Origin of the sequence: Baekduia sp. (assembly GCF_035318805.1) — a bacterium.
GTDB lineage: Bacteria > Actinomycetota > Thermoleophilia > Solirubrobacterales > Solirubrobacteraceae > Baekduia.
In genome coordinates, this window is the sequence record NZ_DATHDY010000080.1 from 1 (window position 1) to 25,042 (window position 25,042).

Consider the following 25,042-nt stretch of genomic DNA (forward strand, 5'->3'; position numbering starts at 1 on the left):
ACCGATCGCTGCTGCGTGCGTACCCACGCGCGGTACACACCGGAACCCAGCCACCGGTTTTGGCGCCGGTTCACACCCTCCCGGACGACGAAAGGCCCGCAAATGCGGGCCTTCCGTACCGATGGAGCTAGTCGGGCTCGAACCGACGACCTCCTGCATGCCATGCAGGCGCTCTCCCAGCTGAGCTATAGCCCCAGGTCGAGACGCATCTTAACACTCATGGCTCAGCGACGACCTGGCAGGAACTCGGGGACCTCGAACGGGTCGTCCGGGCGGCGGCGGGGCGGGGTGGGCGGTGGGCTCTGCCCCGATGGTCCGCGGGAGGCGCGGGGCGCGGAATCGGCGGCGCCGGCGGGTGTGGCCTGGTCGAGGTCTGCGGTCAGGCGGGCGTGGGCGAGCTTGACGTCCTTGAGGAGGCGCTCGGCGTTGCGATTCAGCGAGTTGCTGAGCTCCTGGAGGTGGCCGGAGAGCGTCGAGCCCTCGTGCAGGACACCGCGGGCGGCGTCGTGGGCCTCGGCGATGATGTCGCGGGCGTCGGCCTTGGCGCTGCGCTTGGTGTCCTCGGCGTACGCGTCGGCGTCGGCCTTCACGCGCGTGGCCTCGTCCTCGGCCTCCTGGACGGCGGCGACCTTGCGACGCTCGCCCTCCTCGCGGGCCTGGCTCGCGCGCTCGTGGATCAGGCGCACCCCTTCCTTGGCCTCGGCCTCGGCGGCGGCGGCCTGGCGGCGGGCGGTGTCGAGGATCTCGCGAGCCTCCGACTCGGCGGCCTCGACGCGCAGGTCGGCGGCACGATCAGCCTCCGCGATGCGCTCGCGGGCCTTCTCCTCGGTCTTCAGCCGCAGGTCCTCGGCCGCGCGCTCGGCGGCCTCGACGATCGCAGCGACCTTCGCCGACGCCACCGAGATCTCGCTCATGGGCCGTGTGCCGAAGGACGACACCAGCTCGTCGAGCCCGTCGTCGGTCGTCGCGCCCGGCGCGAGATCCTCGTGGTAGAGGGGATCTTCTGGACGATCCTCCATGGGCCCATGGTAGGTCGCCAACGCAGGCCCATCCGCAAGAACGCAACCATCGTGGAGGGTGCCGCCGCCCCCGCTGAGGCACAGATCCCACCGCGTGTGAGTTACTCGACTTCGACGCGCAGGCGCGGCTCGGCGACGTCCTCGGGCCAGACGTCGTAGCCCTCGAGGTCACGCAGGTTGCGCAGCGCCTCCTCGAGCGTGTGACCGAGCTCCTCCTCGGCGACCTCGCGCGCGGGCCGGCCGGGCTCGCGCCAGACCAGGGAGTGGATGAACTCGTGGTCGTGGCCGTCGCCGACGGCGATCCGGACCTCGAACCACAGGGGCTGCCAGCCGCGGTCGGCCAGTCGACCTGACCCGGGGTTGCGCTCCAGGCCCTCGGTGACCTCAGCGGTGGTCGGATCGCGCAGCAGCGCATCGACGGAGACGGAGTCGCCCACGGGCCAGATCCTAGGGCCACTTGGCACGGCTCTCCCCGTCGATCGGCGATCCGAGCCGCCGCTGTAGCCTGCGGGTCGTGGCCGAGCATCGCTATGACCCGAAGGAGATCGAGCCTCGCTGGCAGCGGGTTTGGGCTGACGAGCACACGTGGCAGGTGTCGAACGACGAAGTCGCCGACGCCGGTGACAACTCCTACGTCCTCGAGATGCTGCCCTATCCGAGCGGCGAGCCGCACATCGGGCACCTCAAGGTCTACTCGGTCGGTGATGCGGTCGCGCACTTCCACCGTCGCACCGGCCGTCGCGTGCTGCATCCGATGGGCTACGACGCCTTCGGCCTGCCCGCCGAGAACCATGCCATCCGGACGGGCCAGCACCCGCGCGAGTCGACCGAGGAGGCCATCCGCTCGTTCCAGAAGCAGTTCCGCGAGTGGGGCATCTCCATCGACTGGTCGCGCGAGCTGTCGACTCATACGCCCGAGTACTACCGCTGGACGCAGTGGATCTTCCTGCAGCTCTTCGAGCGCGGGCTGGCCTACCGCAAGGACGCCGCCGTCAAGTGGTGTCCCAACGACGCGACGGTGCTCGCCAACGAGCAGGTCATCGACGGGCGCTGCGAGCGCTGCGGCCACGAGGTCGAGGTCCGGCAGCTCGAGCAGTGGTTCTTCCGCATCACCGACTACGCCGACCAGCTCGTCGAGGACCTCGACACGATCGCGTGGCCCGAGCACGTCAAGACCATGCAGCGCAACTGGATCGGGCGCTCCGAAGGCGCCGAGGTCACATTCCGCTGCGAGGACGTCGACCCCACCCACCCGATCGACTACCCCGTCTTCACGACCCGCCCGGACACGCTCTTCGGTGCCACCTTCTTCGTCATGGCGCCGGAGCATCCCGACATCGAGCGCTTGATCGCGGGCACCGGACGCGAGCAGCAGGTCCGCGACTACGTCAACCATGCGGCGGGCGAGTCGCTGGAGGAGCGCAGCGACGTCGACAAGCCCAAGACGGGTGTCTTCCTGGGCCGCCACGTCATCAACCCGGTCAACGGCGAGGCGCTGCCGATGTACGTCGCCGACTACGTCCTGATGGAGTACGGCACAGGCGCCATCATGGCGGTCCCGGCCCATGACGCGCGCGACTACGCGTTCGCCAAGGCCCATGACCTGGCGATCCGGCGGGTCGTGGCCGACCCCGAAGGCGGCGACGAGCTGCCGTACACGGGCGACGGGCCGCTGGTCAACTCCAACCCGGACTTCGACGGCCTGCACAACCGCGAGGCGCTGGACAGGATCGTCGACTGGCTGGACCGCGAGGGCAAGGGCCACCGCTCGGTCAACTACCGCCTGCGCGACTGGCTGGTCTCCCGCCAGCGCTACTGGGGCACGCCGATCCCGATCATCCACTGCGAGCGCGACGGCATGGTCCCGGTCCCCGACGACCAGCTGCCGGTCGTGCTGCCCGACATCACCGACTACAAGCCCAAGGGCAAGTCGCCCCTCGCCGCGGCCGAGGATTGGGTCAACGTCACCTGTCCCGTCTGCGGTGGCCCGGCCCGTCGCGAGACCGACACGATGGACACGTTCGTCGACTCGTCCTGGTACTTCCTGCGCTACACCGACGCGCACAACGACGAGCGCGCCTGGGATCCCGAGATCGCCGACCGCTGGATGCCCGTCGACCAGTACATCGGTGGCGTCGAGCACGCGATCCTGCACCTGCTCTACGCCCGGTTCTTCACCAAGGCGCTGGCGGACATGGGGTACCTCTCGGCGCGCGAGCCGTTCGAGCGGCTCTTCACGCAGGGGATGATCACCAAGGACGGGGCGAAGATGTCCAAGTCCAAGGGCAACGTCGTCTCGCCGGCGCCGCTCGTCGAGCGCTTCGGGGTCGACACCACACGCGCCTACGCGCTGTTCATCGGTCCGCCCGACCAGGACGCCGACTGGTCCGACACCGGGGTCGAGGGCATGCACCGCTTCCTGTCTCGTCTGTGGCGCTTCTCGGCGACGGCGGCCGACGAGCTGCCCGACGTGCCGGTTCCCGACGACCTCGGCGGCGACGCGCTGCGCATCGTGCGCAAGGCGCACTGGGCCATCGACAAGGTCACCAACGACATGGACCAGCGCTTCGCCTTCAACACGGCGATCTCCGCGGTCATGGAGTTGATCAACGAGGTACGCCCTGAACGTCGCGGCGAGGCCGACCCCGGCAGCGTGCGCTTCGCGCTGGCGACGGCCTCGTCGCTGCTGTTCCCGTTCGCACCGCACGTCGCCACCGACGCCTACCACCTGCTCACCCGCCGCCGCGTGTGGGAGGAGCCGTGGCCTGCGGCCGAGCCGCAGTTCCTCGAGGCGGACACCTTCGAGCTGGTCGTCCAGGTCAACGGCAAGCTGCGCGACCGCGTCCAGGCGCCGGCCGACGCGTCGCAGGACACGCTCTTGGACCTCGCCCGGTCGCTGCCCAACGTCCAGGCCCACGTCGACGGCCAGCAGGTCGTCAAGGAGATCGTGGTCCCGGGCAAGTTGGTCAACATCGTCGTCCGCGGCTAGCGCGCTCGTGCCCGCCACGCGATACGTCGCGGTCGTGGGCCCCGGCGCAGCCGACGAGCAGCAGAGGTGGCTGGCCGAGGAGGTCGGCGCAGCGCTCGCGGAGGCCGGCGCGGTCGTCGTGACCGGCGGGCTGGGCGGCGTGATGGAGGCGGCCTGCCGCGGCGCGAAGTCGCGCCGCGGGCGTACGCTGGGCCTGTTGCCCGGCGACGATCGAACGGCGGCCAACGGCTGGGTCGACATCGCCGTGGCGACCGGGCTCGGCGAGCTGCGCAACGGGCTGGTCGTGCGCTGCAGCGATGTGGTCATCGCCGTCGGCGGCGGCCACGGGACGCTGTCGGAGATCGCGCTGGCGTTGAAGGCGGGAACGCCGGTCGTGGGGCTGGGCGGGTGGGACATCGAGGGCATGGTGCAGGCGGCGGACCCCCGGGAGGCCGTGGCGCGCGCGATGCGTCACAGCTCCTCCGCAGGTTCGTAACGAAGCGCGCGTCCCGTGCAACACGCCTCGGCCTAGGTTGGCCGAGTGCCCGATCTCAGCCGCTCCGAGCTTGCCGCCTACGCGGCCTGCGCCGTGCTCGTTGCGCTGCTGGGCTGGCGCGCGCTGAAGTCCGACGGCGGCGCGGGCGGGACAGAGACCGCCGCGGCGTCGGGAGGCCGGACGGTCGCGAGCACCAGCACGAAGGGCAGCAGCGATCCGTCGTCGGTGACGGTCGGGGCGGCGGGTGGCGGTCTCGCGACCGTCCACGTCGTCGGCGCGGTCCGCCACCCGGGCGTCTATCGGCTGCGGGTCGGGCTGCGGGTGCAGGACGCGATCCGGCGGGCCGGCGGAGTGCGGTCGGGCGCCGATCTGCAGGCCATCAACCTCGCGGCGAAGCTCGCCGACGCGCAGCAGGTGGTGGTGCCGCGGCGGGTGACGAGCGCGGGAGCGAGCACGGCGGGTGCGGGCGCTGCGGTGGCGAGTGCCGGCGGCGTCGTGGGGAGCGCGGGCGCGCCAGGCGCGGCGGGGCCGCCCGTCAACCTCAACTCGGCGACCGCTGAGCAGCTCGACACGCTCGACGGCGTCGGCCCGGCCACGGCCCAGAAGATCCTCGAGTACCGCGCGCAGCACGGGGGTTTTCGCAGCGTTGAGGATCTCGGCCAGGTCTCCGGCATCGGGCCGAAGCGCCTGGAGGCGCTGCGTGCGCGGGTGGTGGTCTGACGGTGAGGGCTCCTGCTCGGTGGCGCATGGGCCTCGCGGAGGTCGCCGGCCGGCACGTCCGGCACGTGGTCCTCGCCACGATCGTGGCCGGGCTGGCCCTGGGTCCGTGGGCGCCCGCGTCGGTCATCGCCGTCGTGGCGTTGGGCGTGGCCGTGGGCGCCATCACCGTCCCGCTGGTGCGCTCGCCGGTGGTGGCCGTCGCGCTGGCGGCCGTGCTGATCGCGGCCGCGATGGCCGCCGAGGCGCGGACCGCAACGCTCGAGCGCACGGCGCTGACGCCGGACTTCGGGCACGCCGTGACGGGCGACGCGACGGTGCTGACCCCTTCCCGCGCGGAAGCGTTCGGCGGGCGCCGTGCGCTCGTGCGATGGCGAGGCGAGCCCGTGCTGCTGCGGATGCCCGCGTGGAGCGCGAGCGCGAGCGCGACGCCGGCCGTCGGCGAGGTCGTGCGCGTGCGCGGCTCGCTGCGGGCGCCCGATCCCACCGCCCGGATCGTCCACGCCCACGCGACCCTTCGGGCGACGCACGTCGTGGACACCGGACGGCGGCGGGGTGGGGCGCTGGGTGTGGTCGATGGCGTCCGTCGTCGCGCCGAGGCCTCGCTGCGAGGGCATCTGCCCGCGCCCGAAGCTGCGCTTCTGCGCGGCATGGTGCTGGGCGACGACTCGGCGCTGCCCGAGGACCTGCGCGACGCCTTCCAGGCGGCGTCGCTCACGCACCTGACGGCCGCCTCGGGCCAGAACATCATGCTCCTCGCGGCGCTCGCGCTCGGGCTGTCGATGGTCGTCGGCCTCGGTGTTCGCGCTCGCTGGCTGCTCGTGCTGGCGCTCATCGCGCTCTACGTTCCGCTCGCGGGCGGTGGACCCTCGATCCAGCGCGCTGGGATCATGGGGGCGGCGACGATCGCGGCCGCGCTCGCGGGGCGGCCGGCATCGCGCTGGTACGCGCTGCTCCTCGCGGCGGCCGTGACGCTGGCGCTCGACCCGCGCGCGCTCGCCGAGCCCGGCTGGCAGCTGAGCTTCGCGGCCGTCGTCGGCATCGTCGTGCTCGCCCCGGCGACGCGCGCGCGACTCGTGCGGGCGCGCATGCCGGCGCCGGTGGCCGAGGCCGTCGCGGTGACGCTCGCCGCAACGCTGGCGACGGCGCCGCTGATCGCCGCGCGCTTCGACCGCGCGTCGCTCGTCGCGCTGCCCGCCAACGTGCTCGCGACGCCCGCCGTCGCGCCCGTGATGTGGCTCGGCATGGCCGCGGCGGCGATCGGGCAGGTGGTGCCCGGCCTCGCGGGACCGCTCGTGATGGTCGCCGGTCTCCCGGTCGGCTACCTCGTCGCCCTCGGGCGCACGGCCGCCGCCTTCCCGGGCGCGCAGGTCGCGCTGCCGCTGGCGGTCGTCGTGATCCTCTCGGCCTTGGCCGCCGTGCTCGTGACCGCGCCGCCGGCGCGTGAGCGCCTGGCCGGACCGCGAAACGCACGTCGCCGCCGCCTCGGCGTCGTGGCCGCCACGGGGCTGGCGCTCGCCGCGGCGATCGGCCCGATGCTGATCGGACGCCGAGCCGTCGCGCCGCCGCCCGCGGGCGACCTGCGCATCACCGCGCTCAACGTCGGGCAGGGCGACGCCACCCTCCTCCAGGCCGGTGGGCGGGCGATCCTGGTGGACGCCGGCCCGGCCGGTGCGGGCGTCGTGCGGGAGTTGCGGGCCGCGGGCGTCTCACGGTTGGACGTGCTCGTGGTGACCCATCCCCAGGCCGACCACGACGGCGGCGCCCCTGCCGTGCTCTCGGCGCTTCCGGTGGACGTGCTGCTCGACGGTCGCGGCGAGGACCGGTCGCCGACCTCGGTCGCGCTGGACGCGCCGCTCCGACGCCGGGCGACGCGCGTGGTGGCGGCCGCCGCCGGTCAGGTGCTGCGCGTCGGACCGCTCACGCTGCGCGTGCTCTGGCCGCCGGCGGGCCCGGCCGCGCCCGGGGGCGATCCCAACGAGCGGGCGATCGTCGGGCTGGCCGGGGCCTATGGCGCCAGTGCCCTGCTCACGGCCGACGCCGAGTCGCCGCAGATCGCTCCGCTGGAGCTCGCGCCGGTCGACGTCCTGAAGGTGAGCCATCACGGCAGCGCCGACCCCGGACTGCCCGGGCTGCTGGAGCGGCTGCGGCCTCGGGTGGCGCTCGTGGAGGCCGGGCGCGGCAACACCTATGGCCATCCCGCACCCGAGACGATGGCAGTGCTCGCGGGGTCCGTGCCGGTGGTGCGGCGCACCGACCAGGATGGCGCCGTGCGGGTCGATGTGCGCGGCGGAGCGGCGACCGTCACCGCCGCCGGCGCCGGCCGGAACGCCGCCGGGGGAGGGCGGGGCGCCGGTGTCTGAGGGCGTGCCTACACTCCGCTCGATGGCGCAGTGGAAGCCGATGTACCTGATCCATGGCGACGACCATGGGCGCATCGCCGAGCGGCGGGCGAGCCTTCGCGCGCGCGCCGAGGCCGAGAGCGGCGCCAGCGGGTCGGAGGTCATCGAGGGCGATGCCTCGACGCCCGAGGCCGTCGGCCTGGCCCTGAGCGCCATGACGTTCGCGATGGGCCGGCGGTTCATCGTCGTCGATGGCGTCGAGCGGTGGAAGCCGGCCGACGTCGAGACGCACGTGTTGCCCGCGCTGAAGGGCCTCGCGCCCGACATGACGGTGGCGTTCTTCGCTCGCGAGGACGGCCGCGCCAAGGTCCCACCCGCGCTGGTCAAGGCCATCACCAAGGCCGGCGGCGACGTCGTGGAGCAGGCCACCTTCAAGGGTCGCGAGCTGCCGAAGTGGGCGATGGCCGAGGCGCGCCGGCTGGGCATCGAGCTCGAGCCCGCCGCGGCCCAGGCGCTCGTCGCCCAGGTCGGGGAGCGTCAGCAGCGGCTGTTGCGCGAGCTCGAGAAGCTCGCGCTGGAGCACGGCGCCGGCACTCGCCTGGGCGTGGAGGAGATCCAGGACGCGGCGGCCGACTCAGCCGAGATCCAGGTTTGGGGGCTGGTCGACGCGCTGGTCGCGCGCGACCGCCGCTCCGTCTTCCGCGCGTTCCTCGAGCTCCGTGAGCAGGGCGAGTCGCTGCAGCGCCTGATCCCGCTGATGGCCCGGCGGCTGCGTGAGGTGCTCGCGATCGCCGATCGGCTCGAGGCGGGCGAGTCCCCGGCGCAGGTCAAGTCCTCCATCAAGGGCAGCCCGTGGGCCCTGGACCGGCGGATCAAAGAGGCTCGCGCCACCGACACCGAGGCGCTGCGGAAGGCCCTCGAGACCCTCGCCGACCTCGAGCTCCAGACCCGCGGCATGGGCGACCTCTCCGAGGACACTTCCGCCGTCCGCGCACTCGGGCGGATGGCCGCGGCCTAGCCGCTGCGGGCCCGCCCGGCCCGCCCGCCCGGCCGGCGCGCCCGCCCGGCCGGCGCGCGGGCGCCGACCCGCCCGGCGCCTCGCCGGGGTGCGCGCCCCGCCGGCCCGGCGCCCCACAACGCAAAAACGGCCCCCAAACGGGAGCCGTTGGCACTGCGAACGCGCGGCTGGCGCCGCGCGCGGGACGACTAAGCGGCGGGCTGGCCGGTGCGGACGCGTGCGGCGCGGCTCTTCTTGCGAGAGCCCGTGTTGCGGTGGATCGCGCCGCGCTTGACGGCCTTGTCGATCGTCTGCACGAGCTCGCGGTGCTCGGCGTCGGCCTTCGCCTCGTCGCCGCCCTCCGCAACCGTGGCCTCGAGGCGACGGAAGTAGGTCTTGATGGTCGACGTGTAGCGACGATTCTCCAGGCGCTCACGTTCGGCCCGGAGGATGCGCTTCTTCTGCGAGTGGATGTTCGCCATGAGCGACGGACGATTCTAGCGACCCGAGGACGGCGGTGCGGTGCGGGCGTCCAGGCCGGTCCGCGCCGTAGCATCCGCCCGCGTGACGAGCGAGGCACCAACGGCCGAGGACCCGGCCGACCGGGGCCCGCGTCGGACCGGCGGAGCTCCGCCGTCTCCGCCGCGGCGCTCGTTCGCGCGCAACACCGCGATCTTCTCGATCCTCACTGGCCTCTCGCGCGTCGCGGGCCTGATGCGCGAGGTGCTGGCCTCGGCGTTCTTCGGCCTGACCCCCGCCTTCAGCGCGTTCACCTTCGCCTTCGCGATCCCGAACGTCGTGCGCTCGCTGTTTGCCGACTCGGCCCTCAGCGCCGCGTTCGTGCCGATCTTCACCGAGCTGCAGGAGGAGGGCAAGAAGCGCGAGGCGTTCCGGCTCGCCTCGACGCTCCTGATGGTGATCCTCGTGGTGCTCACGGCGATCACCCTCGTGTTCATCGCCACCGCGGGCTTCGTCGTCCCCGCGATCGCCCCCGGCAAGTTCTCCGACCACGCCACCGACCTCGCGGTCGGGTTCAGCCGCGTGCTCTTCCCGATCGTCCTGATCCTCGGCCTCAACGGCCTGGTCGTCGGGATCCTGCAGGCCTACGACCACTTCACCATCCCGGCGCTCTCGGCGCTCGTGTGGAACATCGTGATCATGGCGTTCCTGGTCGGCGCCCGCCCGTTCTTCCACGGCGACGACCAGTTGTACGCCTACGCCATCGGGATCCTCGTCGGCACCGCGGTGCAGTTCGCCATGGCGCTCCCCGTGCTCAGGACCGTGGGCTTCCACTTCGAGTGGTCGTTCGACTGGCGCGACCCGCGCGTCAAGCGCGTCTTCGTCCTGATGCTGCCCGTGACGCTCGGGCTCGGCCTCATCAACTTCAACGCGCTGGCCAACTACTACCTCGCCGGCTTCGTCTCCGAGGAGGGCCCGCGCGCGATCGAGGCCGCGTTCCGCCTGTACATGCTCCCGCAGGGCATGTTCAGCGTCGCGATCGCGACGGTCCTCTTCCCGCAGCTCTCGCGCCTCGCGGCCCGTCGCGACCTCCCCGGCCTCCGGGCCACGATCGGCAACGGCCTGCGCCTGATCTTCCTCATGCTGCTCCCGGCGGCCGCCGCGACCGCGGTCCTGGCGGAGCCGATGGTGCGGCTGGTCTACCAGCGTGGCGAGTTCACCGCGAGCGACACGCACCTCGTCGCGACGGCGCTGTTCTGGTTCTCCTTCAGCCTGCCGTTCAGCGGCGTGAACCTCCTCCTGACCCGCAGCTTCTTCAGCCTGCAGCGGCCGTGGACGGTCACCTACCTCTCGGTCGCCAACCTGGTCGTCAACATCGGCGTCTCGATCCTGCTGCTGCCGCTCGGCATCGGCGGTGTCGTGGCGGGCACCGCGATCGCCGACCTCGCGCTGGCGGCCGCGCAGTACGTCTACCTCAAGCGCGAGCTCGACGACCAGCTCGAGCTGCGCGACACGATCGAGGCGACGATCGGCATGCTCATCGCCGCGCTCTGGTTCGGCATCGTGACATGGGTTGTCTGGTTCGGCCTGGACTGGACGTTCGGACGGAGCCTGATCGCGCAGGTCATCTCAGTCGGCGGCGGCCTCACGGCGGGCGCCGTGACCTACGCCTACGTCGTGCTGGCGATGCGCCTGCACGAGGCCGAGCAGCTGCGGCGTCTCATCATGGGCCGGCTGCGCCCCGCCCGCGGCTGAGACCAGGTTGGATCCGTGAAACCACGGACTCCCGGCCCGGAGCCCTTGTCAGGCACCGACGCCCGGACCACAATCGCCGCCCATGGCCCACCCGGTTCGCCGTCTCCCGCTTGCCGGGCTCGTCCCGCTGCTCGTGCTGTCGCTTGCGCCCGCCGGCGCGGAGGCCGCCAAGAAGCAGGCCACGAAGAAGAGCTGCCCGCCGGGACTGCTCCCCGTCCTCAAGGGCAAGGGCAAGCAGGCCAAGGTCGTCCGCGACCGCACCGGACGGCTGAAGTGCGTCGTCCCCGCGCGGCCGTCCGCCAAGGCGCTGCCGCGACCGGCGGCGCCGACCTCCACCGCCCAGCTGGGCGTGGTGGCCGACGAGCTGGAATCGGTCCTCACCGTCCAGCCCGACGCGTTGAAGGCGGTCGAGCGCAAGGTCGGAGCGAAGCGGGCCGGGAAGATGCTGTCGATCGCGCTGGACTCCTGGCGCCGCCGGGCGGTCGCAGCGTCCGTCATCCGCCGCCCGCGGGCCCACGCGGCGGAGACCAGGACCGAGACCTACACGCCGGTCGCCGGCGCCGAGGTGAAGTTCGCCGGCGAGTTCACCCAGGTCGACGACGGCTCCACGGCGGGCTACCGCGGGAAGGCCAGCGTCGCGGGCGAGTTCACGCGCGACGGCCTCCAGGGCCTGGCCGACAAGGCCGACGTCAAGCTCCCGCCGGGGATCGACAAGGGCGCGTTCAAGCTCGAGCTCGAGTTCGCCGACCTCCCGCGGGTCTGTCCCGACGCCAACGGCAAGGTCAAGGGCACGCTCAAGGCCGGCGGCCGGATCACGCTCGCCGTGGGCGGGGCCTCCGTGACGCTCGCGGCCAACATCGATGTGTCCTATTCCCTGCAGGTCGGCGAGGACGCCCGCTGGAAGACGATCGAGGACGTGGACGTCAAGACCGAGCTGTCGATCGGCGGCACCGGGCGGAGCACCGAGACGTGGCGCGGCCGCCGCGTGGGATCCGGCTTCGGGCCGGAGGGCATCCTCGACAGCAGCGACGGCGGCGCGGCCTTCGTCCGGGACTGGGGCCACATCGATCCCGACCAGGGCGGGGTGTTCGGGCCGCGCGGCGGCGTCAACTTCGCCACCGGCAAGGGCACCCTGCTCGACATCCACTCGATCGACAACTTCAAGAAGATGATGGCCACCAACTACGCCACGCAGCTGATCACGCTGGCGGCGGTGGAGTACGTGCGCAAGGTCGCGGCCGACCGGGTCCAGAAGGTCTGGTACGACCAGGAGAAGTGCCTGACGCTCGACGGAGCGGCGGCCAAGGACCGGCTGCGCGCGGGCGGGACGACGACGGTCACCGCCAAGAACGCCAAGGCCGCCAACGGCGCGCCCGTGTCCACCAACCTCACCGCCACCGGCGTCGCCTCGTTGACGCCCGGCAGCGCGCAGATGCCGGCCTCGGCGAGCAAGGACTTCACCTTGACGGCGCCGCCGACCAACCCGGCGAAGTCCTCGTGGAAGGTCGTCGCCCTCAGCCGCGCCGGCAAGAAGACGGTCTCCGGCGACCTCGGCGAGGCGCTGGGTCCGTACACGGTCACGCTCGACGATCGCGAGACGGGTCGCTTCGCCACGCACGACGCCACCGGGCACCTCACGGGCACGCTGACGACCGCCGCGGTCGAGGGCAGCAATCCGCAGCAGTGGACGGCGAGCGCGCCGGTGACCTGGACGGACGTGACGGCCACGCCGAAGCTCGACTGCTCGTACGTCGATCCGCAGTATGGCGGCGCCTGGACGGCCACCATCACGGCCGTCGGCGACGACCGGATCCAGGTGGAGCTCGATTTCACGGCCCAGACGCTGGTCCTCTGGACCGTCGTCTGCGAGAAGGCCTCGGTCCCCGGGCAGGCCGGCACGAGCCCGCTCGGGATGGCGCCGCGGACCTTCGAGCTGCCCGCGGGCGGCGGCACCCAGACGCTCGGCGGCTCCGTGGAGAGCGGCGGCGACGGGTTCTTCACCAACGGCACGCTGACCGTCACGCCGACCACCGCCTGACCTTGACCGAGACGGCGGCGGCCGACCTCTATCCTGGGCGGCCGTTTGTCCGATCAGAGCCTCATCCGCAACTTCTCGATCATCGCCCACATCGACCACGGCAAGTCGACGCTGGCGGATCGCATCCTCGAGATGACCAAGACCGTGGCCTCGCGCGACATGCGCGAGCAGCTGCTGGACTCCATGGACCTGGAGCGCGAGCGGGGGATCACGATCAAGTCGCAGGCCGTCCGCGTCTACTACGAGGCCAAGGACGGCAAGACCTACCAGCTGCACCTCATCGACACGCCCGGGCACGTCGACTTCACCTACGAGGTGTCGCGCAGCCTCAACGCGTGCGAGGGCGCGCTGCTGGTCGTGGACGCCTCGCAGGGCGTCGAGGCCCAGACCGTCGCCAACACGTACCTCGCGGTCGAGGCCGGCCTCGAGCTCATTCCCTGCCTGAACAAGATCGACCTGCCGGGCGCCGAGCCCGAGCGCGTCGCGGGCGAGGTGTCCGAGCTGATCGGCGAGGACCCCGAGTCGATCCTCATCATCTCCGGCAAGACCGGCGAGGGCGTCACCGAGGTGCTCGAGCAGCTCGTCAAGCAGGTCCCGCCGCCCGGCGGAGACCGCAGCGCCCCGCCGCGTGCGCTGATCTTCGACTCCGAGTTCGACCAGTACCGCGGCGTCATCGCCTACATCAGGGTCGTGGACGGCGTCTTCCGCAAGGGCGAGGCGATCCGCGCGATGGCGGCCGGCACCGAGTCAGACATCGACGACATCGGCTTCTTCACGCCGGCGATGACGCCGGTCGCCGAGCTCGCCGCCGGCGAGGTGGGCTACCTCATCACCGGCATCAAGGACGTCACCAAGCTGCGCGTCGGCGACACGCTGACCAGCAAGCACCACGGCGCCGCGGAGGCGCTGCCCGGCTACCGCGAGGTCAAGCCGATGGTGTTCTGCGGGCTGTTCCCGATCGAGAACGACGACTACGCCGACTTCCGCGACGCGCTGGAGAAGCTGTCGCTCAACGACGCCGCGCTGTCGTGGGAGCCGGAGACCTCCGACGCGCTCGGCTTCGGCTTCCGCTGCGGGTTCCTCGGCCTGCTGCACATGGACATCGTGCGCGAGCGGCTCGAGCGCGAGTACGACCTCGAGCTGATGGCAACGATGCCGTCGGTGAGCTTCGAGGTCACGCTGACCAACGGCGAGATCGTCGAGGTCCACAACCCGTCCGACATGCCGGATCCCGCGCGGATCCAGGAGATCCGCGAGCCCTACATCAAGGCCTCGATCCTGATGCCCAAGGAGTACGTGGGCGTCGTGATGGAGCTCTGCCAGGAGCGCCGCGGCGAGCACGCCGGCATGAACTACCTGTCGGCCGACCGCGTGCAGATGCACTACGACCTGCCGCTCGCCGAGATCGTCCTGGACTTCTTCGACCAGCTGAAGTCGCGCACGCGCGGCTACGCGTCGCTGGACTACGAGGTGCTGGGCCTGCGCCCCTCGAACCTCGCCAAGCTCGACGTGCTGCTCGCCGGCGATCCGGTCGACGCGCTGTCCATGGTGGTGCACAAGGACAAGGCCTACGAGATCGGCCGCAACCTCACCGAGAAGCTGCGCAAGAAGATCCCGCGCCAGCAGTTCGACGTGCCGATCCAGGCGGCGATCGGCTCGGCGATCGTGGCGCGCGAGACGGTCAAGGCTTACCGCAAGGACGTCACGGCCAAGTGCTACGGCGGCGACATCAGCCGCAAGCGCAAGCTGCTCGAGCGCCAGAAGGAAGGCAAGAAGCGTATGAAGCAGGTCGGCCGCATCGAGGTCCCGCAGGAGGCGTTCCTGGCGGTGCTCGAGCTCGGCGACGACCGTCCGAACAAATGAGGACGACCACGGGCGCTGTCGGTCGTCGTCGCGGCGACGACCGCCCGGACAAGTAGGCCGTCCTACAGCGCGCGGTCCGCGCGCTAGGTTCGGGACATGGACCTCGGACTGCGCGACAAGGTGTGCGTCGTGACCGGCGCGAGCCGGGGCATCGGCCTCGCGATCAGCCGCCGGCTGGTGGCCGAGGGCGCCGGGGTGCTCATGGTCGCCCGCGGCGAGGCGCGGCTGCAGGCCGCGGCGCAGGAGATCGGCGCGGAATGGCTGGCCGCCGACGTCACCGATCCGGACTGCGCGCAGCGCATCGTCGCGACCGCGGTCGAGCAGCTCGGTGGCCTGCACGTGCTGGTCAACAACGCCGGCACGTCGGCCAACAAGCCGCTGACGGCGCTGACCGACGAGGACTGGCGCGACCAGTTCGAGCTCAACGTGATGGCCTCGATCCGGCTGATGCGCCTGGCCGCGCCCCGCATGGCCGAGCGGGGGTGGGGGCGGATCGTCAACGTCTCGTCGTCGTCGGGCAAGCGCCCGTCGGCGTCGAACGCCGCCTACTCGGTCGCCAAGGCGGCGCAGCTCTCCGCGTCGCGGGCCTTCGCCGACGCCTACGCGGCGCAGGGCGTCCTGGTCAACGCGATCACGCCCGGCCCGGTGGAGACGGAGCTGTGGCTGGACGACGGCGGCCTGGCCGACCAGGCCGCGAAGGTCGCCGGCGTATCGCGCGAGGAGGCGCTCGCCGCGGCGAAGGCCAAGGTCCCGCTGAAGCGCTTCGGCACACCGGAGGAGATCGCCGACGTCGCGGTGTTCCTGTGCTCGGAGCGATCAGCGAACGTGACTGGTGCGGCGTGGTCCGTGGACGGAGGCACGGTCCCGATCATCCTGTAGGTGTCGGCCCCGACGGCGGTCGCCGGGCACAGTGCGGCACGGTCCCGATCATCCTGTAGGTGTCGGCCCCGACGGCGGTCGCCGGGCACCGTGCGGCACGGTCCCGATCATCGTGTAGGTGTCGGCCCCGACGGCGGTCGCCGGGCACAGTGCGGCACCGTGCCGATCATCGTCTGAGCAGCAGCTCGACGGGGCCGCCGGCACCGAGGCGCTCGCCCTCGGCGGCGGCGTGGTCGGCGAGGCGCTCGAGCTCGGCGCCGTAGGCCGACGAGGCCGCCAGCTTGGCCGCGAGGTGGTCGTCGCCGGCGGGCACCGCGACGACCTCCCCGGCACCCAGCGGCGCGCCGGGGGTGCGGCGCAGCGCGTAGGGGAGGTCGACCCAGCGCAGGCGCGGCAGGTCGAGGTCGTCGAGCGCCCGCTCGATGACGAGGTGGTCGACGTGGCCGGTGAGGCCGAGCGGCGCGAGCACGAGGTCGGGCTCGAGGCGGCCGAGGGCGATGGCCAGGACCGAGGCGGCGACCTTGGGCGCGTCGTCGCCGGCGCGGAGCCCGTCGTGCTCGGCGTTGACGCCGTCGTAGCCGCGCTGCGACGCCGGGTCGACGGCGAGGTGCACCACGCCGGCGAGGCCGAGCGCCTCGGCCGCGGCGATGTCGGCCGGATCGTCGTCGCGCGTGAAGACGCTCACGACCACGACCGGGTGGCCCTCGGCGGCGTGCCGCGCGAGCGTCGCCCCGGCGGACTGGACCGCGTCCGACAGCGACGGGGCGACGGCGACGATGGTGGTCACGCGCTCATGCTCGCACGGCGGCGGCGGCCGCCAGCCGGCGTACGCCTTCGGCCAGCTCCGGCGGGGCGGCGCCGGCGTAGGTCAGGCGCAGATGAGATGCGGGCGGCTCCGATGCGAACCAGGGGCGCCCGGGGCTGACGACGACACCGGCGGCCGCGGCGCGCGCGGTCAGCGCCACGTCGTCGAGGTCGTCGGGCAGGCGGACCCACACGTGCAGCCCGCCCGCCGGCACGCCGGCGATCCTCCAGGCGGGGAGGTGCTCGCCCACCGCGGCGACCAGCGCGTCGCGCCGCTGCGCCAGCGCGGCGCGCAGCGTGCGCTGGTGGCGGCGCCAGGCGGGCGAGGACACGAGCTCCAGCGTCGCGTGCTGCAGCGGCCCCGAGACGAAGAAGTCGTCGATGATGCGCGCGGCCTTCAGGCGCGCGCCGGCCACGCCGCGAGCGGTGACCGCGGCGACGCGCAGCCCGGGCGCCGCCGACTTCGTCAGCGACCGCAGGTGGACGACGTGCCCGTCGGGATCGTCGGCCGCCAGGGGCGGTGGCGCGTCGCCGTCGATGCGCAGGTCGCGTGCCCAGTCGTCCTCGATCAGGAACGCTCCCGCCGCGGCGACCGCCTCCAGGACGGCGGCACGGCGGTCGACGGCCAGCGTCGCGCCCGTCGGGTTGGCGTGCAGCGGCTGGCAGTAGAAGACGCGCGCGCCGGTCAGCGCGAACGCGCTCGCCAGCAGCTCCGGCCGCACGCCGTGCTCGTCGGCGGGCACCGGCACGGCGCGCAGGCCGGCGGCGCGGATCGCGGCGATCGCGCCGAGGTAGGTCGGCGACTCCACGAGCACGGGCTCGCCCGGCGCGGAGAAGGCGCGGAAGGTCGTCGCCAGCGCAGGCTGGCCACCGGGGCACACGACGACGTCGTGGGCGCGGGCGTGGCCGCCGGCCTCGCGGGCGAACCAGGCCCGGAGCGGCTCGAGGCCCTCGACGGGCAGGCGGCCCCACGCCTCGGGGCGCCGCGCCGCGCGGGCCAGCGCGCTGCCGAGCGCGGCCAGCGGCTGGAGGTCGGCGTGCAGGTACCCGCCGCTGAGCGCGATCGCGTCGGGCGTCGGGACCGCGAGCAGCTGGTCCAGCGACGCGGCCGGCAGCGGCGGGCGATCGGCGAGCGCGACCTCCTGCCAGCCGAGGTCGGGGGCGCGGGGCGGCTCGCCGGGCGCGATGACGCCGGAGCGGGGCGCGGGACGCTCGGCCACGAACGTCCCGCGGCCGGGCCGCGGGACGACGAGCCCCTCGCCCGCCAGCTGCGCGAGCGCGCGCTGGACGGTGACCGGCGACGCGCGGTGGCGGGCCATGAGCTCGCGGACGGACGGCAAGCGGCTGCCCGGGGGGAGGGCACGGGCAGCAGCTCGCACGTCCTCGATAACACGATTGGATGTGTTACCGTCAACCATGAAGTCTGAGAGTAACGTTACAGCACGAGCCGGGGTAACGCAACGTGCCCGCGCCGCCGTTCCGGCGCTGCCGCCCGGCCTCGTCCTGGGAGCGCTCGGCGTCCTGGCGTTCTCGTTCTCGCTTCCCGCGACGCGCCTCGCGGTCGCCGACCTCGACCCCTGGCTGGTCGCGTTCGGGCGCGCGGTCGTCGCCGGGCTGCTCGCCGCCGCCGTCCTCGCGGCCACACGCGCACCGCGTCCGACGCCCGCGCAGTGGCGCGCGCTGACCCTCGTCGCGCTCGGCGTTGTCGTCGGGTTCCCGCTCTTCACGTCGCTGGCGCTCCATCGCCTGCCCGCGTCCCACGGCGCGGTGTTCGTCGGCATGCTGCCCGCCGCCACGGCGGTCGCCGCGGTCCTGCGCGCCGGCGAGCGCCCGACCCGCCGCTTCTGGGCCGCCAGCGGCGCCGGGCTGCTCGCGGTCCTGGCGTTCGCGCTGAGCCGCGGCGGCGGCGAGCTCGGGACGGCCGACCTCGAGCTGCTGATCGCCGTCCTGCTCTGCGCGCTGGGCTACGCCGAGGGCGGCCGCCTCAGCCGTGACCTCGGCGGCGCCCGGACCATCTGCTGGGCGCTTGTGCTGAGCCTGCCCGTCACGATTCCGGTCGCCGCGACGGCCGTGGCCACCCAGGGCGCCCACGCCGCCGCGACCGCGTGGCTGGGGTTCGCCTACGTGTCGGTCATCTCGATGTTCCTGGGGTTCTTCGCCTGGTACGCCGGGCTGGCCCGCGGGGGCGTCGCCAAGATCGGCCAGGTGCAGCTCGCCCAGCCGGTGCTCGGCCTCGTCTGGGCGGCGCTGATCCTCGACGAGTCCGTCGGTCCCGGCACGATCGCCGCGGCCGTGGCGGTCCTGGCCTGTGTCGTGGCGACCCAGCGCACGCGCGTGGCGTCCGCGGCCGGCGCCCCGCGGGCGTCGAGGGACGAATGAATCTCGTACAGCGAGATCGAATCGTCCCTCGACGTCCCCGCAGTGCACCGACGCCCGGGGGAGGAGGCGGGACGCGTAGGATCAGCGCCGATGGGAGTCAACGTGGAGGCCGTCGGCAAGTCCTACCCGCCCACGCTGTACGCGGTGGGCCGGGAGAAGGTCAAGGAGTACGCGCTCGCCACCGGCGAGACCAACCCGCTGCACCTCGACCACGAGGCCGCGCGCGCCGCCGGCTACGCCGATGTCGTCGCGCCCCCGATGTTCGCCGTCGTCTACTGCGGCGCCGCCATCGGCCAGGCGTACTTCGACCCCGACAACGGCATCGACTTCGCCCGGCTGGTCCACGGCGGCCAGGAGTTCAAGTGGGGCCCGCTGGTCGTCGCGGGCGACGAGATCGAGACCACCGTGTCGGTCACGTCGGTGCAGGAGCGCGCCGGCAACGGCTTCTACGTCTTCGAATCCGTGTCCAAGAACCAGGACGGGCACACCGTCTGCGTGGGCACCTGGTCCAACGTCGTGCGAGGCGCCTGAGCCATGGCCACGTTCGAGCCGGGGACCGAGCTGCCCGAGCTGAGGGTCACGCCCGACCGCTACGTCACCGTCCGCTACGCGGGCGCCTCGGGCGACTTCAACCCGATCCACATCGACGAGGAGTTCGCCAAGCAGGTCGGCCTGCCCGGGCGGATCCTGCACGGCCTGTGGACGATGGCGCAGGTCGCCCGCGCCGAGACCGAGGCCGCCGGCGGCCCGCACGCCCTGCGCCGCCTCAGCGTCACGTTCCGGGGCATGGGCGTCCTGGAGGAGGAGATCACGGTGAAGTCGACCGTCCGCTCCGTCGAGGACGGCGTGGCGCACGTCGACACCGAGGCCTGGCAGGCCGGCACGGCCCTCGTGCGCCGCGGCGACGCAGACCTCCAGGTCTGACCGCCGAGTCCGGGAACACGCGTTCTAGACTGCGGTGCGTGCTCTCGCCGCGCCAAGAGCTGATCCTGCGCAAGGTCGTCGAGACCTATGCGCACACCGGCCTGCCCGTCGGCAGCAAGACGCTCGCCCTCGACCCTGACATGGGCGCGGGCCCGTCGACGATCCGCCACGAGCTCTCGATGCTCGAGGAGCGCGGTCTGCTGGCGCACCCGCACACCTCCGCCGGCCGCGTGCCCACCGACTCGGGCCACCGCTGGTACGTCGACCAGCTGAGCACCGGCAACCTCCTGCCGGCCAACGCCCGCCCGCTCGGCCTGCAGCTGATCCGCCGCGAGGTCGACGAGGCGATGCGCATCACCAGCGAGACGCTGTCGCAGGTGACGAACCTCCTGGCGATCGTCTCCGCGCCGCCCGTCGACACCGCCACGATCCGCCACGTCGAGGTCCTGCTGCTCCAGCCGCAGGTCCTCATGGTCGTCGTCATCACCTCGACCGGCGGCGTCACCAAGCGCGTCTTCACCTTCGACCGCCCCGTCGACTCCGGCCTCGCCCAATGGGCTGGGGAGTTCCTCGACGAGCGCCTGGCCGGTGTCGGCCTCGGCGCTCGGATGCTGCACCTGCGCCTGTCGGACACCAGCCTGTCGGCCACCGAGCGCGAGTTCCTGGAGCAGCTCTCGCCCGCCTTCACCGAGCTGGCCGAGACGGCCGAGGACACCCTGTACGTCGACGGCGCCGCGCGCCTCATCGGCGAGCACCGCGTCCAGGACCTCGCGCAGATCAACGAGCTGATGCACATGCTCGAGCGCCGCGCGACCCTGCTCGGCCTGCTGCGGGCCGCTCTTCAGGAGCCCGACGTGCTGGTGCGCATCGGCTCCGAGAACGAGACCCCTGCGCTCCAGTCCCTGGCGGTCGTCGGCGCCGGCTACGGCCTGCCGGCCCGCAAGCTCGGCACCGTGTCGGTCATCGGCCCGGTCCGCATGGACTACGCGAGCACCATCCGATCCGTTCGCGAGGCCGCCCACGAGCTGTCGCGCTTCATCGAGGACGTCTACACCCCGTGAGCTCCACCGTGCCCCGCGATCCCTACGAGGTGCTCGGCCTGGGCCGAGACGCCGACGAGTCCGCCATCAAGAAGGCGTTCCGCAAGCTCGCGCGCGAGCTGCATCCCGACGTCAACAAGCACGACCCCGACGCCGAGGACAAGTTCAAGGAGGCCGCTGAGGCCTACGAGATCCTCAGCGACGCCGACCGTCGCGCGACCTTCGACCGCTACGGTCACGACGGCCTGCGCTCCGGCGGCCAGGCCCCGAACTTCGACGGCTTCGGCTCGGTCAGCGACCTCTTCGACGCCTTCTTCGGCGGCGCGTTCGGCGGGTCCTTCGGCGGTGGGGCCCGCACCGGGCCGCGCCAGGGCGACGACATCGCCGTCGCGGTCGACATCGATCTCGAGCAGGCCTACCGCGGCGACAAGGTGCCCATCGGCTTCGAGGCGATCGATCGCTGCGAGCACTGCCACGGCAACGGCGCCGAGCCGGGAACGCCGATCGAGACGTGCGAGCGCTGCGGCGGCCAGGGCGTGCTCCAGGCCGTGACGCGGTCGCCGTTCGGGCAGGTCGTGCGCCAGGTCGCGTGCGACGTCTGCCACGGCGACGGCCGCATCCCCAAGGAGCCGTGCGACGTGTGCGACGGCCGCGGGCTGGTCGTCGGCCACCGCGAGCTGGACGTCGACGTCCCTGCCGGCATCGCCGACGGTCAGCGCATCCGCATCTCGGGCCGCGGCCACGCCGGCGACCACGGCGGCCCGCCCGGCGACCTCTACGTCGTCGTGCAGGTCGCGCTCGGCGACCGATGGCTGCGCGACGCCGACGACCTGGTGACCGTCGCCGACCTCGCCGCGCCGCTCGCCGCGCTGGGCACGACGGTCGAGATCGACCATCCCGACGGCATCGTCGCGGTCGACGTGCCGGCCGGCACGCAGCCGGGCGCCGTGATCACCGTCAAGGGCAAGGGCATGCCGGCGCTGCGGCGGTCGGGCCGCTTCGGCGACCTGCGGGTCGTCGCCAACGTGGTCATCCCGCGCCGCCTGACCGGCGACCAGCGCGAGCTGCTGGAGCGCCTCGCCGCCTCCGTCGAGCCCGACCAGCTGCGCGACGACGAGTCGATGGTCGGCAAGCTGCGCCGGCTGTTTCACCGGTAGTGGCGAAGCCTCGCCCAGAGGGCTCGTTTCGCGGCGGGTGCTCGCCTAGAGGCTCGCACCCGCGGCCGGGAGCACGTTCGGAGTGATTCGCCTTGCGGTGCGCGTCCGGCGCGAGGACGCAGACGTCGTGCTCGCCGAGCTGCTGGAGCTCGCGCCCGGCGGCGTGGAGGAGGCCGACGTCGGCGGCGACGTCGTCGAGTACGCGGTCTACGGCGCGCCGGGCGAGCTGCCCGACCTGCCCGCGGTCCACGCGGCCGCCGGCGGCGCGCTCGTCGAGGTGGTCACGACCGAGGTCGCCGACGACTGGGCCGACCGCTGGCGCCAGTTCCACCGGCCGATCGCGATCGGCGACCGCCTCTACGTGCGCCCGCCGTGGGAGCCCGCGCACGCGACCCTGCTCGACCTCGTCATCGACCCGGGCCAGGCGTTCGGCACGGGCGCGCACCACACGACGCGGCTCTGCCTGGAGCTGCTCGCGGAGCGGGAGCCCGATGGCGCGGTCATGGACCTCGGATGCGGCTCGGGCGTGCTGGCGATCGCCGCCGCCAAGCTCGGCTGGGGCCCCGTCGCGGGCGTCGACCACGAGCTCGAGTCGGTCCGGGCGACCGCCGAGAACGCGCAGGCCAACGAGGTGGAGGTCGCGGCGTCGCGCTTCGACCTGATCCGCGGCGGCCCGGCGCCGACCGCGCCGCTCGTGCTCGCCAACCTGCTGCGCCCGCTGCTGCTGTGCGTCGCGCGCGCCGGGTTCGACGGCGAGCCGCCGCAGCTCCTGATCGCCTCGGGGCTGCTGAGCCACGAGGCCGACGAGGTCGCCGCCGCGTTCGCGCCCCACGGCCTGCAGGAGACCGACCGGCGCCAGAGCGCCGAGTGGTCCGCGCTGGCCCTGCGCCGCCCCGTGTAGGCGCGCCGGCGCTCAAGGAATCGGCCGATCGTCCGACCCGACCGGACATGGTGGTCCATGCGCTGGATCGGTTGGGAACGCTGCTCGCCCGCCTCCGGGTGTCGCGCCAGCTTGCCCTGCTCGGGATCGTCCTGCTGGTCCCCGCGGTGCTCGCGGGGCGCGCCTATCACCAGGCCCAGTCGTCGCAGATCGCCTTCAGCACGCAGGAGCGCACCGGCGTCCGGGCGCTCGGTCCGGCCAACGACCTCGTGATCGCCGTCGTGCGGGCACGCTCCGCCGCGGTGCGCGCCGCGCTGGCCCACCGGCCCGCTCCACCCGGCGCGCTGTCGGCCGTCCGCGCCGCCGTCGGCCGCAACGACGCGGTCGACCGTCAGGTCGGCGCCGACCTCGGCGCCGGCGCCGCGTGGCGCAAGGCCCGCGGTGCGATCGACGCGGTGCTCACGGCCCGGCCCACCTCGGCCACCGAGACGCTCAGCCGCTACACCGATGCCGTCGATGCCGCCTCGGGCTGGGTCGTCGAGGTGGGCAACGCCTCCAACCTGATCCTCGATCCCGACCTCGACTCCTACTACGTGATGGACGCGCTGGTCACCAAGGCGCCGGCCGTCGCGGCCGCCGCGGGGCTCGGCGCCGACCGCCAGCTCGCGCTCGCCGACCTGCCGGGCGGCGGCACGCTGAGCGACCACATCGAGCTGGCCGCCCAGTCAGGAGCCGTGCGCACGAACGTCGACGCGCTTCTGGCCGGGCTGAAGACCACCTACGCGTCGACCAAGGACCCCGAGCTGCGCGCGCGGGTCCAGGCCCCGGCCGCGGCCATGGGCCACGCCTCCGGCGCCCTGGGCGCCGATCTGGCGCGCGCGGCCCGCACCACCGGCGCCACGACGCCGGTGGGCGCCGCCGAGACCGTCGACGCCGTCGCCGCCTTCGAGCGCGCCGCCACGCCGCGGCTGGACGCGCTGCTGACCGCGCGCATCGACCGCCTCGGCGCCGCCGAGCGCCGCGTCGCGATCCTCTGCGCCGTCGCCCTCGCGCTGGCCCTGCTGCTCTTCGCCGCCCTCTGGCGCGGCCTGGTGCGCTCGCTGCACCGCCTGACCGTCGTCGCCCGCGCGGCCGCCGAGGGCGACCTCTCCAAGGACGCGCGCCTGAACCGCCGCGACGAGCTGGGCGACCTCGGCCGCGCGTTCGTCGCCATGGGCGAGCACCAGCGCGAGATGGTCGCGACCGCCGAGCGCGTGGCCGCGGGCGACCTCACGACGCCGGTCCGGCCCGCCTCCGAGCACGACGCGCTCGGCCTCGCGCTGCGCGACATGACCGCCGGGCTCACCGAGGTCGTCGGCCGGCTGACCTCCACCTCCGGACGCCTGTCGCAGTCCGCCGGCGAGCTGGCCGAGGGCTCGGCCCAGACCGGCCGCGCGATGGACGAGATCGCCCGCGCGACCGAGGACGTCGCCGTCGGCGCCGAGCGCCAGGTGCGCGCCGTGGGTGCCACCAGCGCGGCGACCGCCGCGATGAGCGAGGCCGCCACGGCCGGCGCCGAGGGGGCCCGCGCCGCCACCGACGCCGCCGGCGCCGCCCAGGACACCGCCCGCCGCGGCTCCGTCGTCGTCGCCGAGGCGACCGGGGCGATGACCGCGATCGGGGAGGCGTCCGAGCGCGTCGCCGAGGCCGTCGAGCGCCTGGCGGTCAAGTCCGATCGCGTCACCGGCATCGTCGAGACCATCTCCGAGATCGCCGACCAGACCAACCTGCTGGCGTTGAACGCCGCGATCGAGGCGGCACGCGCCGGCGAGGACGGCCGCGGCTTCGCCGTCGTCGCCGAGGAGGTCCGACGCCTCGCCGAGCAGACCGCGACGGCCGCGGGCCAGGTCGGCGCGCTCGTCACCGAGATCCACGGCGACACGCAGGCCGCCACCGCCGAGGCCCGCGAGGGCCGCGAGCGCACGAGCGCGGGCGCCGAGCGCATCCTGCAGGCCGAGGAGGCCTTCGCCGCGATCGACCGGTCGATGTCCGAGCTGGCCGATCGCATCGGCATCGTCGCCGTCCGCAGCGACGAGGTCGCCGCAGGCGCCCGGCGCGCCCGCGACGAGGTCGCCCAGGTCGCCGAGATCGCCGAGCGCACCTCGTCGGCGACCGAGCAGGTCTCCAGCACCGCGCAGCAGACGACGGCCTCCGGGCAGGAGATCGCCGCCGCGGCCGCGGGCCTCGCCGGCATCGCCGCCGAGCTCGACGAGCTCGTCGGCCGCTTCACCGTCGCGTCGGTCGCCTGACCGGGCAGCAGGCCGACATCGTGCGCTTGGTCTCACG

At 73.4% G+C, this 25,042-nt stretch carries 21 protein-coding genes and 1 tRNA gene; 16 read left to right on the forward strand and 6 right to left on the reverse strand.

Going from position 1 to position 25,042, the window contains the following annotated elements; genetic code table 11:
* Window positions 1–122: 122 nt before the first annotated feature.
* From VK501_RS17950 to VK501_RS17960, 3 genes are all read right to left on the reverse strand, one after another.
* Window positions 123–195: transfer RNA gene (locus VK501_RS17950), tRNA-Ala, on the reverse strand.
* Between the two features lie 29 nt (window positions 196–224).
* Entirely contained in the window at window positions 225–1,019 is a 795-nt protein-coding gene (locus VK501_RS17955) for a hypothetical protein (RefSeq protein WP_324339749.1), read from the reverse strand.
* A 101-nt stretch (window positions 1,020–1,120) separates the two neighbouring features.
* The gene (locus VK501_RS17960; protein ID WP_324339751.1) at window positions 1,121–1,456 is read right to left on the reverse strand and encodes a hypothetical protein; all 336 of its coding nucleotides are present in this window, start codon (window positions 1,454–1,456) and stop codon (window positions 1,121–1,123) included.
* A 77-nt stretch (window positions 1,457–1,533) separates the two neighbouring features.
* On the opposite strand from VK501_RS17960, the gene leuS reads away from it, so the two are divergent.
* Genes leuS through holA form a run of 5 tightly spaced genes read left to right on the forward strand, consistent with a single transcriptional unit; the run spans window position 1,534 to window position 8,560 of the window.
* The gene (gene leuS / locus VK501_RS17965; RefSeq protein ID WP_324339752.1) at window positions 1,534–4,008 is read left to right on the forward strand and encodes a leucine--tRNA ligase; all 2,475 of its coding nucleotides are present in this window, start codon (window positions 1,534–1,536) and stop codon (window positions 4,006–4,008) included.
* Window positions 4,009–4,015: 7 nt separating this feature from the next.
* Window positions 4,016–4,483, forward strand: a complete 468-nt coding sequence (locus tag VK501_RS17970; RefSeq protein ID WP_324339753.1) for a TIGR00725 family protein — start codon at window positions 4,016–4,018, stop codon at window positions 4,481–4,483.
* A 45-nt stretch (window positions 4,484–4,528) separates the two neighbouring features.
* Complete coding sequence (locus VK501_RS17975; RefSeq protein WP_324339754.1) at window positions 4,529–5,203, forward strand: ComEA family DNA-binding protein; 675 nt, start codon at window positions 4,529–4,531, stop codon at window positions 5,201–5,203.
* A 26-nt stretch (window positions 5,204–5,229) separates the two neighbouring features.
* Window positions 5,230–7,563 (forward strand): ComEC/Rec2 family competence protein, encoded by a 2,334-nt coding sequence (locus VK501_RS17980; RefSeq protein ID WP_324339755.1) that lies wholly within the window; start codon window positions 5,230–5,232, stop codon window positions 7,561–7,563.
* Window positions 7,564–7,585: 22 nt separating this feature from the next.
* Window positions 7,586–8,560: a DNA polymerase III subunit delta gene (holA, locus tag VK501_RS17985; RefSeq protein WP_324339756.1), complete on the forward strand. Its 975-nt coding sequence runs from the start codon at window positions 7,586–7,588 to the stop codon at window positions 8,558–8,560.
* Between the two features lie 188 nt (window positions 8,561–8,748).
* On the opposite strand, the gene rpsT is transcribed toward holA, so the two are convergent.
* Window positions 8,749–9,021 carry a 30S ribosomal protein S20 gene (gene rpsT / locus VK501_RS17990; protein ID WP_324339757.1) on the reverse strand — a complete coding sequence of 91 codons (273 nt, stop codon included), beginning with the start codon at window positions 9,019–9,021 and terminating at the stop codon, window positions 8,749–8,751.
* Between the two features lie 82 nt (window positions 9,022–9,103).
* Between rpsT and murJ the strand changes: the two genes are divergently transcribed.
* The 4 genes from murJ to VK501_RS18010 all read left to right on the forward strand — a co-directional run bounded on the left by murJ (window position 9,104) and on the right by VK501_RS18010 (window position 15,533).
* Window positions 9,104–10,753, forward strand: coding sequence for a murein biosynthesis integral membrane protein MurJ (gene murJ, locus VK501_RS17995; protein WP_324339759.1), 1,650 nt, complete (start codon window positions 9,104–9,106; stop codon window positions 10,751–10,753).
* 82 nt (window positions 10,754–10,835) lie between these two features.
* Window positions 10,836–12,791 (forward strand): hypothetical protein, encoded by a 1,956-nt coding sequence (locus VK501_RS18000; RefSeq protein WP_324339761.1) that lies wholly within the window; start codon window positions 10,836–10,838, stop codon window positions 12,789–12,791.
* 45 nt (window positions 12,792–12,836) lie between these two features.
* A complete protein-coding gene (gene lepA, locus VK501_RS18005) occupies window positions 12,837–14,654 on the forward strand; it encodes a translation elongation factor 4 (protein WP_324339763.1) in 1,818 nt (605 codons plus the stop codon).
* Between the two features lie 96 nt (window positions 14,655–14,750).
* Window positions 14,751–15,533 carry an SDR family NAD(P)-dependent oxidoreductase gene (locus VK501_RS18010; protein WP_324339765.1) on the forward strand — a complete coding sequence of 261 codons (783 nt, stop codon included), beginning with the start codon at window positions 14,751–14,753 and terminating at the stop codon, window positions 15,531–15,533.
* Window positions 15,534–15,699: 166 nt separating this feature from the next.
* On the opposite strand, the gene VK501_RS18015 is transcribed toward VK501_RS18010, so the two are convergent.
* Entirely contained in the window at window positions 15,700–16,320 is a 621-nt protein-coding gene (locus tag VK501_RS18015) for a hypothetical protein (RefSeq protein ID WP_324339767.1), read from the reverse strand.
* A 4-nt stretch (window positions 16,321–16,324) separates the two neighbouring features.
* Entirely contained in the window at window positions 16,325–17,755 is a 1,431-nt protein-coding gene (locus VK501_RS18020; protein ID WP_324339770.1) for a PLP-dependent aminotransferase family protein, read from the reverse strand.
* On the opposite strand from VK501_RS18020, the gene VK501_RS18025 reads away from it, so the two are divergent.
* The 7 genes from VK501_RS18025 to VK501_RS18055 all read left to right on the forward strand — a co-directional run bounded on the left by VK501_RS18025 (window position 17,754) and on the right by VK501_RS18055 (window position 25,005).
* A complete protein-coding gene (locus VK501_RS18025; protein WP_324339772.1) occupies window positions 17,754–18,716 on the forward strand; it encodes a DMT family transporter in 963 nt (320 codons plus the stop codon). The two genes, VK501_RS18020 and VK501_RS18025, sit on opposite strands and share 2 nt — an antisense overlap.
* A gap of 90 nt (window positions 18,717–18,806) precedes the next feature.
* Entirely contained in the window at window positions 18,807–19,247 is a 441-nt protein-coding gene (locus VK501_RS18030) for an FAS1-like dehydratase domain-containing protein (RefSeq protein ID WP_324339774.1), read from the forward strand.
* Window positions 19,248–19,250: 3 nt separating this feature from the next.
* Window positions 19,251–19,640 carry a MaoC/PaaZ C-terminal domain-containing protein gene (locus tag VK501_RS18035; RefSeq protein ID WP_324339776.1) on the forward strand — a complete coding sequence of 130 codons (390 nt, stop codon included), beginning with the start codon at window positions 19,251–19,253 and terminating at the stop codon, window positions 19,638–19,640.
* Window positions 19,641–19,678: 38 nt separating this feature from the next.
* Window positions 19,679–20,701 (forward strand): heat-inducible transcriptional repressor HrcA, encoded by a 1,023-nt coding sequence (hrcA, locus tag VK501_RS18040; protein ID WP_324339778.1) that lies wholly within the window; start codon window positions 19,679–19,681, stop codon window positions 20,699–20,701.
* The gene (locus tag VK501_RS18045) at window positions 20,698–21,837 is read left to right on the forward strand and encodes a J domain-containing protein (protein ID WP_324339780.1); all 1,140 of its coding nucleotides are present in this window, start codon (window positions 20,698–20,700) and stop codon (window positions 21,835–21,837) included. Before hrcA ends, VK501_RS18045 begins: the two co-directional genes overlap by 4 nt.
* Before the next feature lie 97 nt (window positions 21,838–21,934).
* Window positions 21,935–22,738, forward strand: coding sequence for a 50S ribosomal protein L11 methyltransferase (locus VK501_RS18050; RefSeq protein WP_324339783.1), 804 nt, complete (start codon window positions 21,935–21,937; stop codon window positions 22,736–22,738).
* A 47-nt stretch (window positions 22,739–22,785) separates the two neighbouring features.
* On the forward strand, window positions 22,786–25,005 hold the full coding sequence (locus VK501_RS18055) for a HAMP domain-containing methyl-accepting chemotaxis protein (RefSeq protein WP_324339784.1): 2,220 nt from the start codon (window positions 22,786–22,788) through the stop codon (window positions 25,003–25,005).
* The last annotated feature ends 37 nt before the right edge of the window (window positions 25,006–25,042 follow it).

Excerpts from the sequence above, each read along its gene's own strand:
- rpsT (WP_324339757.1), bottom strand. The coding sequence starts at position 9,021 with ATGGCGAACATCCACTCGCAGAAGAAGCGCATCCTCCGGGCCGAACGT.
- VK501_RS18030 (WP_324339774.1), top strand. The coding sequence starts at position 18,807 with ATGGGAGTCAACGTGGAGGCCGTCGGCAAGTCCTACCCGCCCACGCTG.
- VK501_RS17955 (WP_324339749.1), bottom strand. The coding sequence starts at position 1,019 with ATGGAGGATCGTCCAGAAGATCCCCTCTACCACGAGGATCTCGCGCCG.
- VK501_RS18010 (WP_324339765.1), top strand. The coding sequence starts at position 14,751 with ATGGACCTCGGACTGCGCGACAAGGTGTGCGTCGTGACCGGCGCGAGC.
- VK501_RS17980 (WP_324339755.1), top strand. The coding sequence starts at position 5,230 with ATGGGCCTCGCGGAGGTCGCCGGCCGGCACGTCCGGCACGTGGTCCTC.
- VK501_RS18055 (WP_324339784.1), top strand. The coding sequence starts at position 22,786 with ATGGTGGTCCATGCGCTGGATCGGTTGGGAACGCTGCTCGCCCGCCTC.
- holA (WP_324339756.1), top strand. The coding sequence starts at position 7,586 with ATGGCGCAGTGGAAGCCGATGTACCTGATCCATGGCGACGACCATGGG.
- VK501_RS18020 (WP_324339770.1), bottom strand. The coding sequence starts at position 17,755 with ATGGTTGACGGTAACACATCCAATCGTGTTATCGAGGACGTGCGAGCT.
- VK501_RS18025 (WP_324339772.1), top strand. The coding sequence starts at position 17,754 with ATGAAGTCTGAGAGTAACGTTACAGCACGAGCCGGGGTAACGCAACGT.
- VK501_RS18035 (WP_324339776.1), top strand. The coding sequence starts at position 19,251 with ATGGCCACGTTCGAGCCGGGGACCGAGCTGCCCGAGCTGAGGGTCACG.
- VK501_RS18000 (WP_324339761.1), top strand. The coding sequence starts at position 10,836 with ATGGCCCACCCGGTTCGCCGTCTCCCGCTTGCCGGGCTCGTCCCGCTG.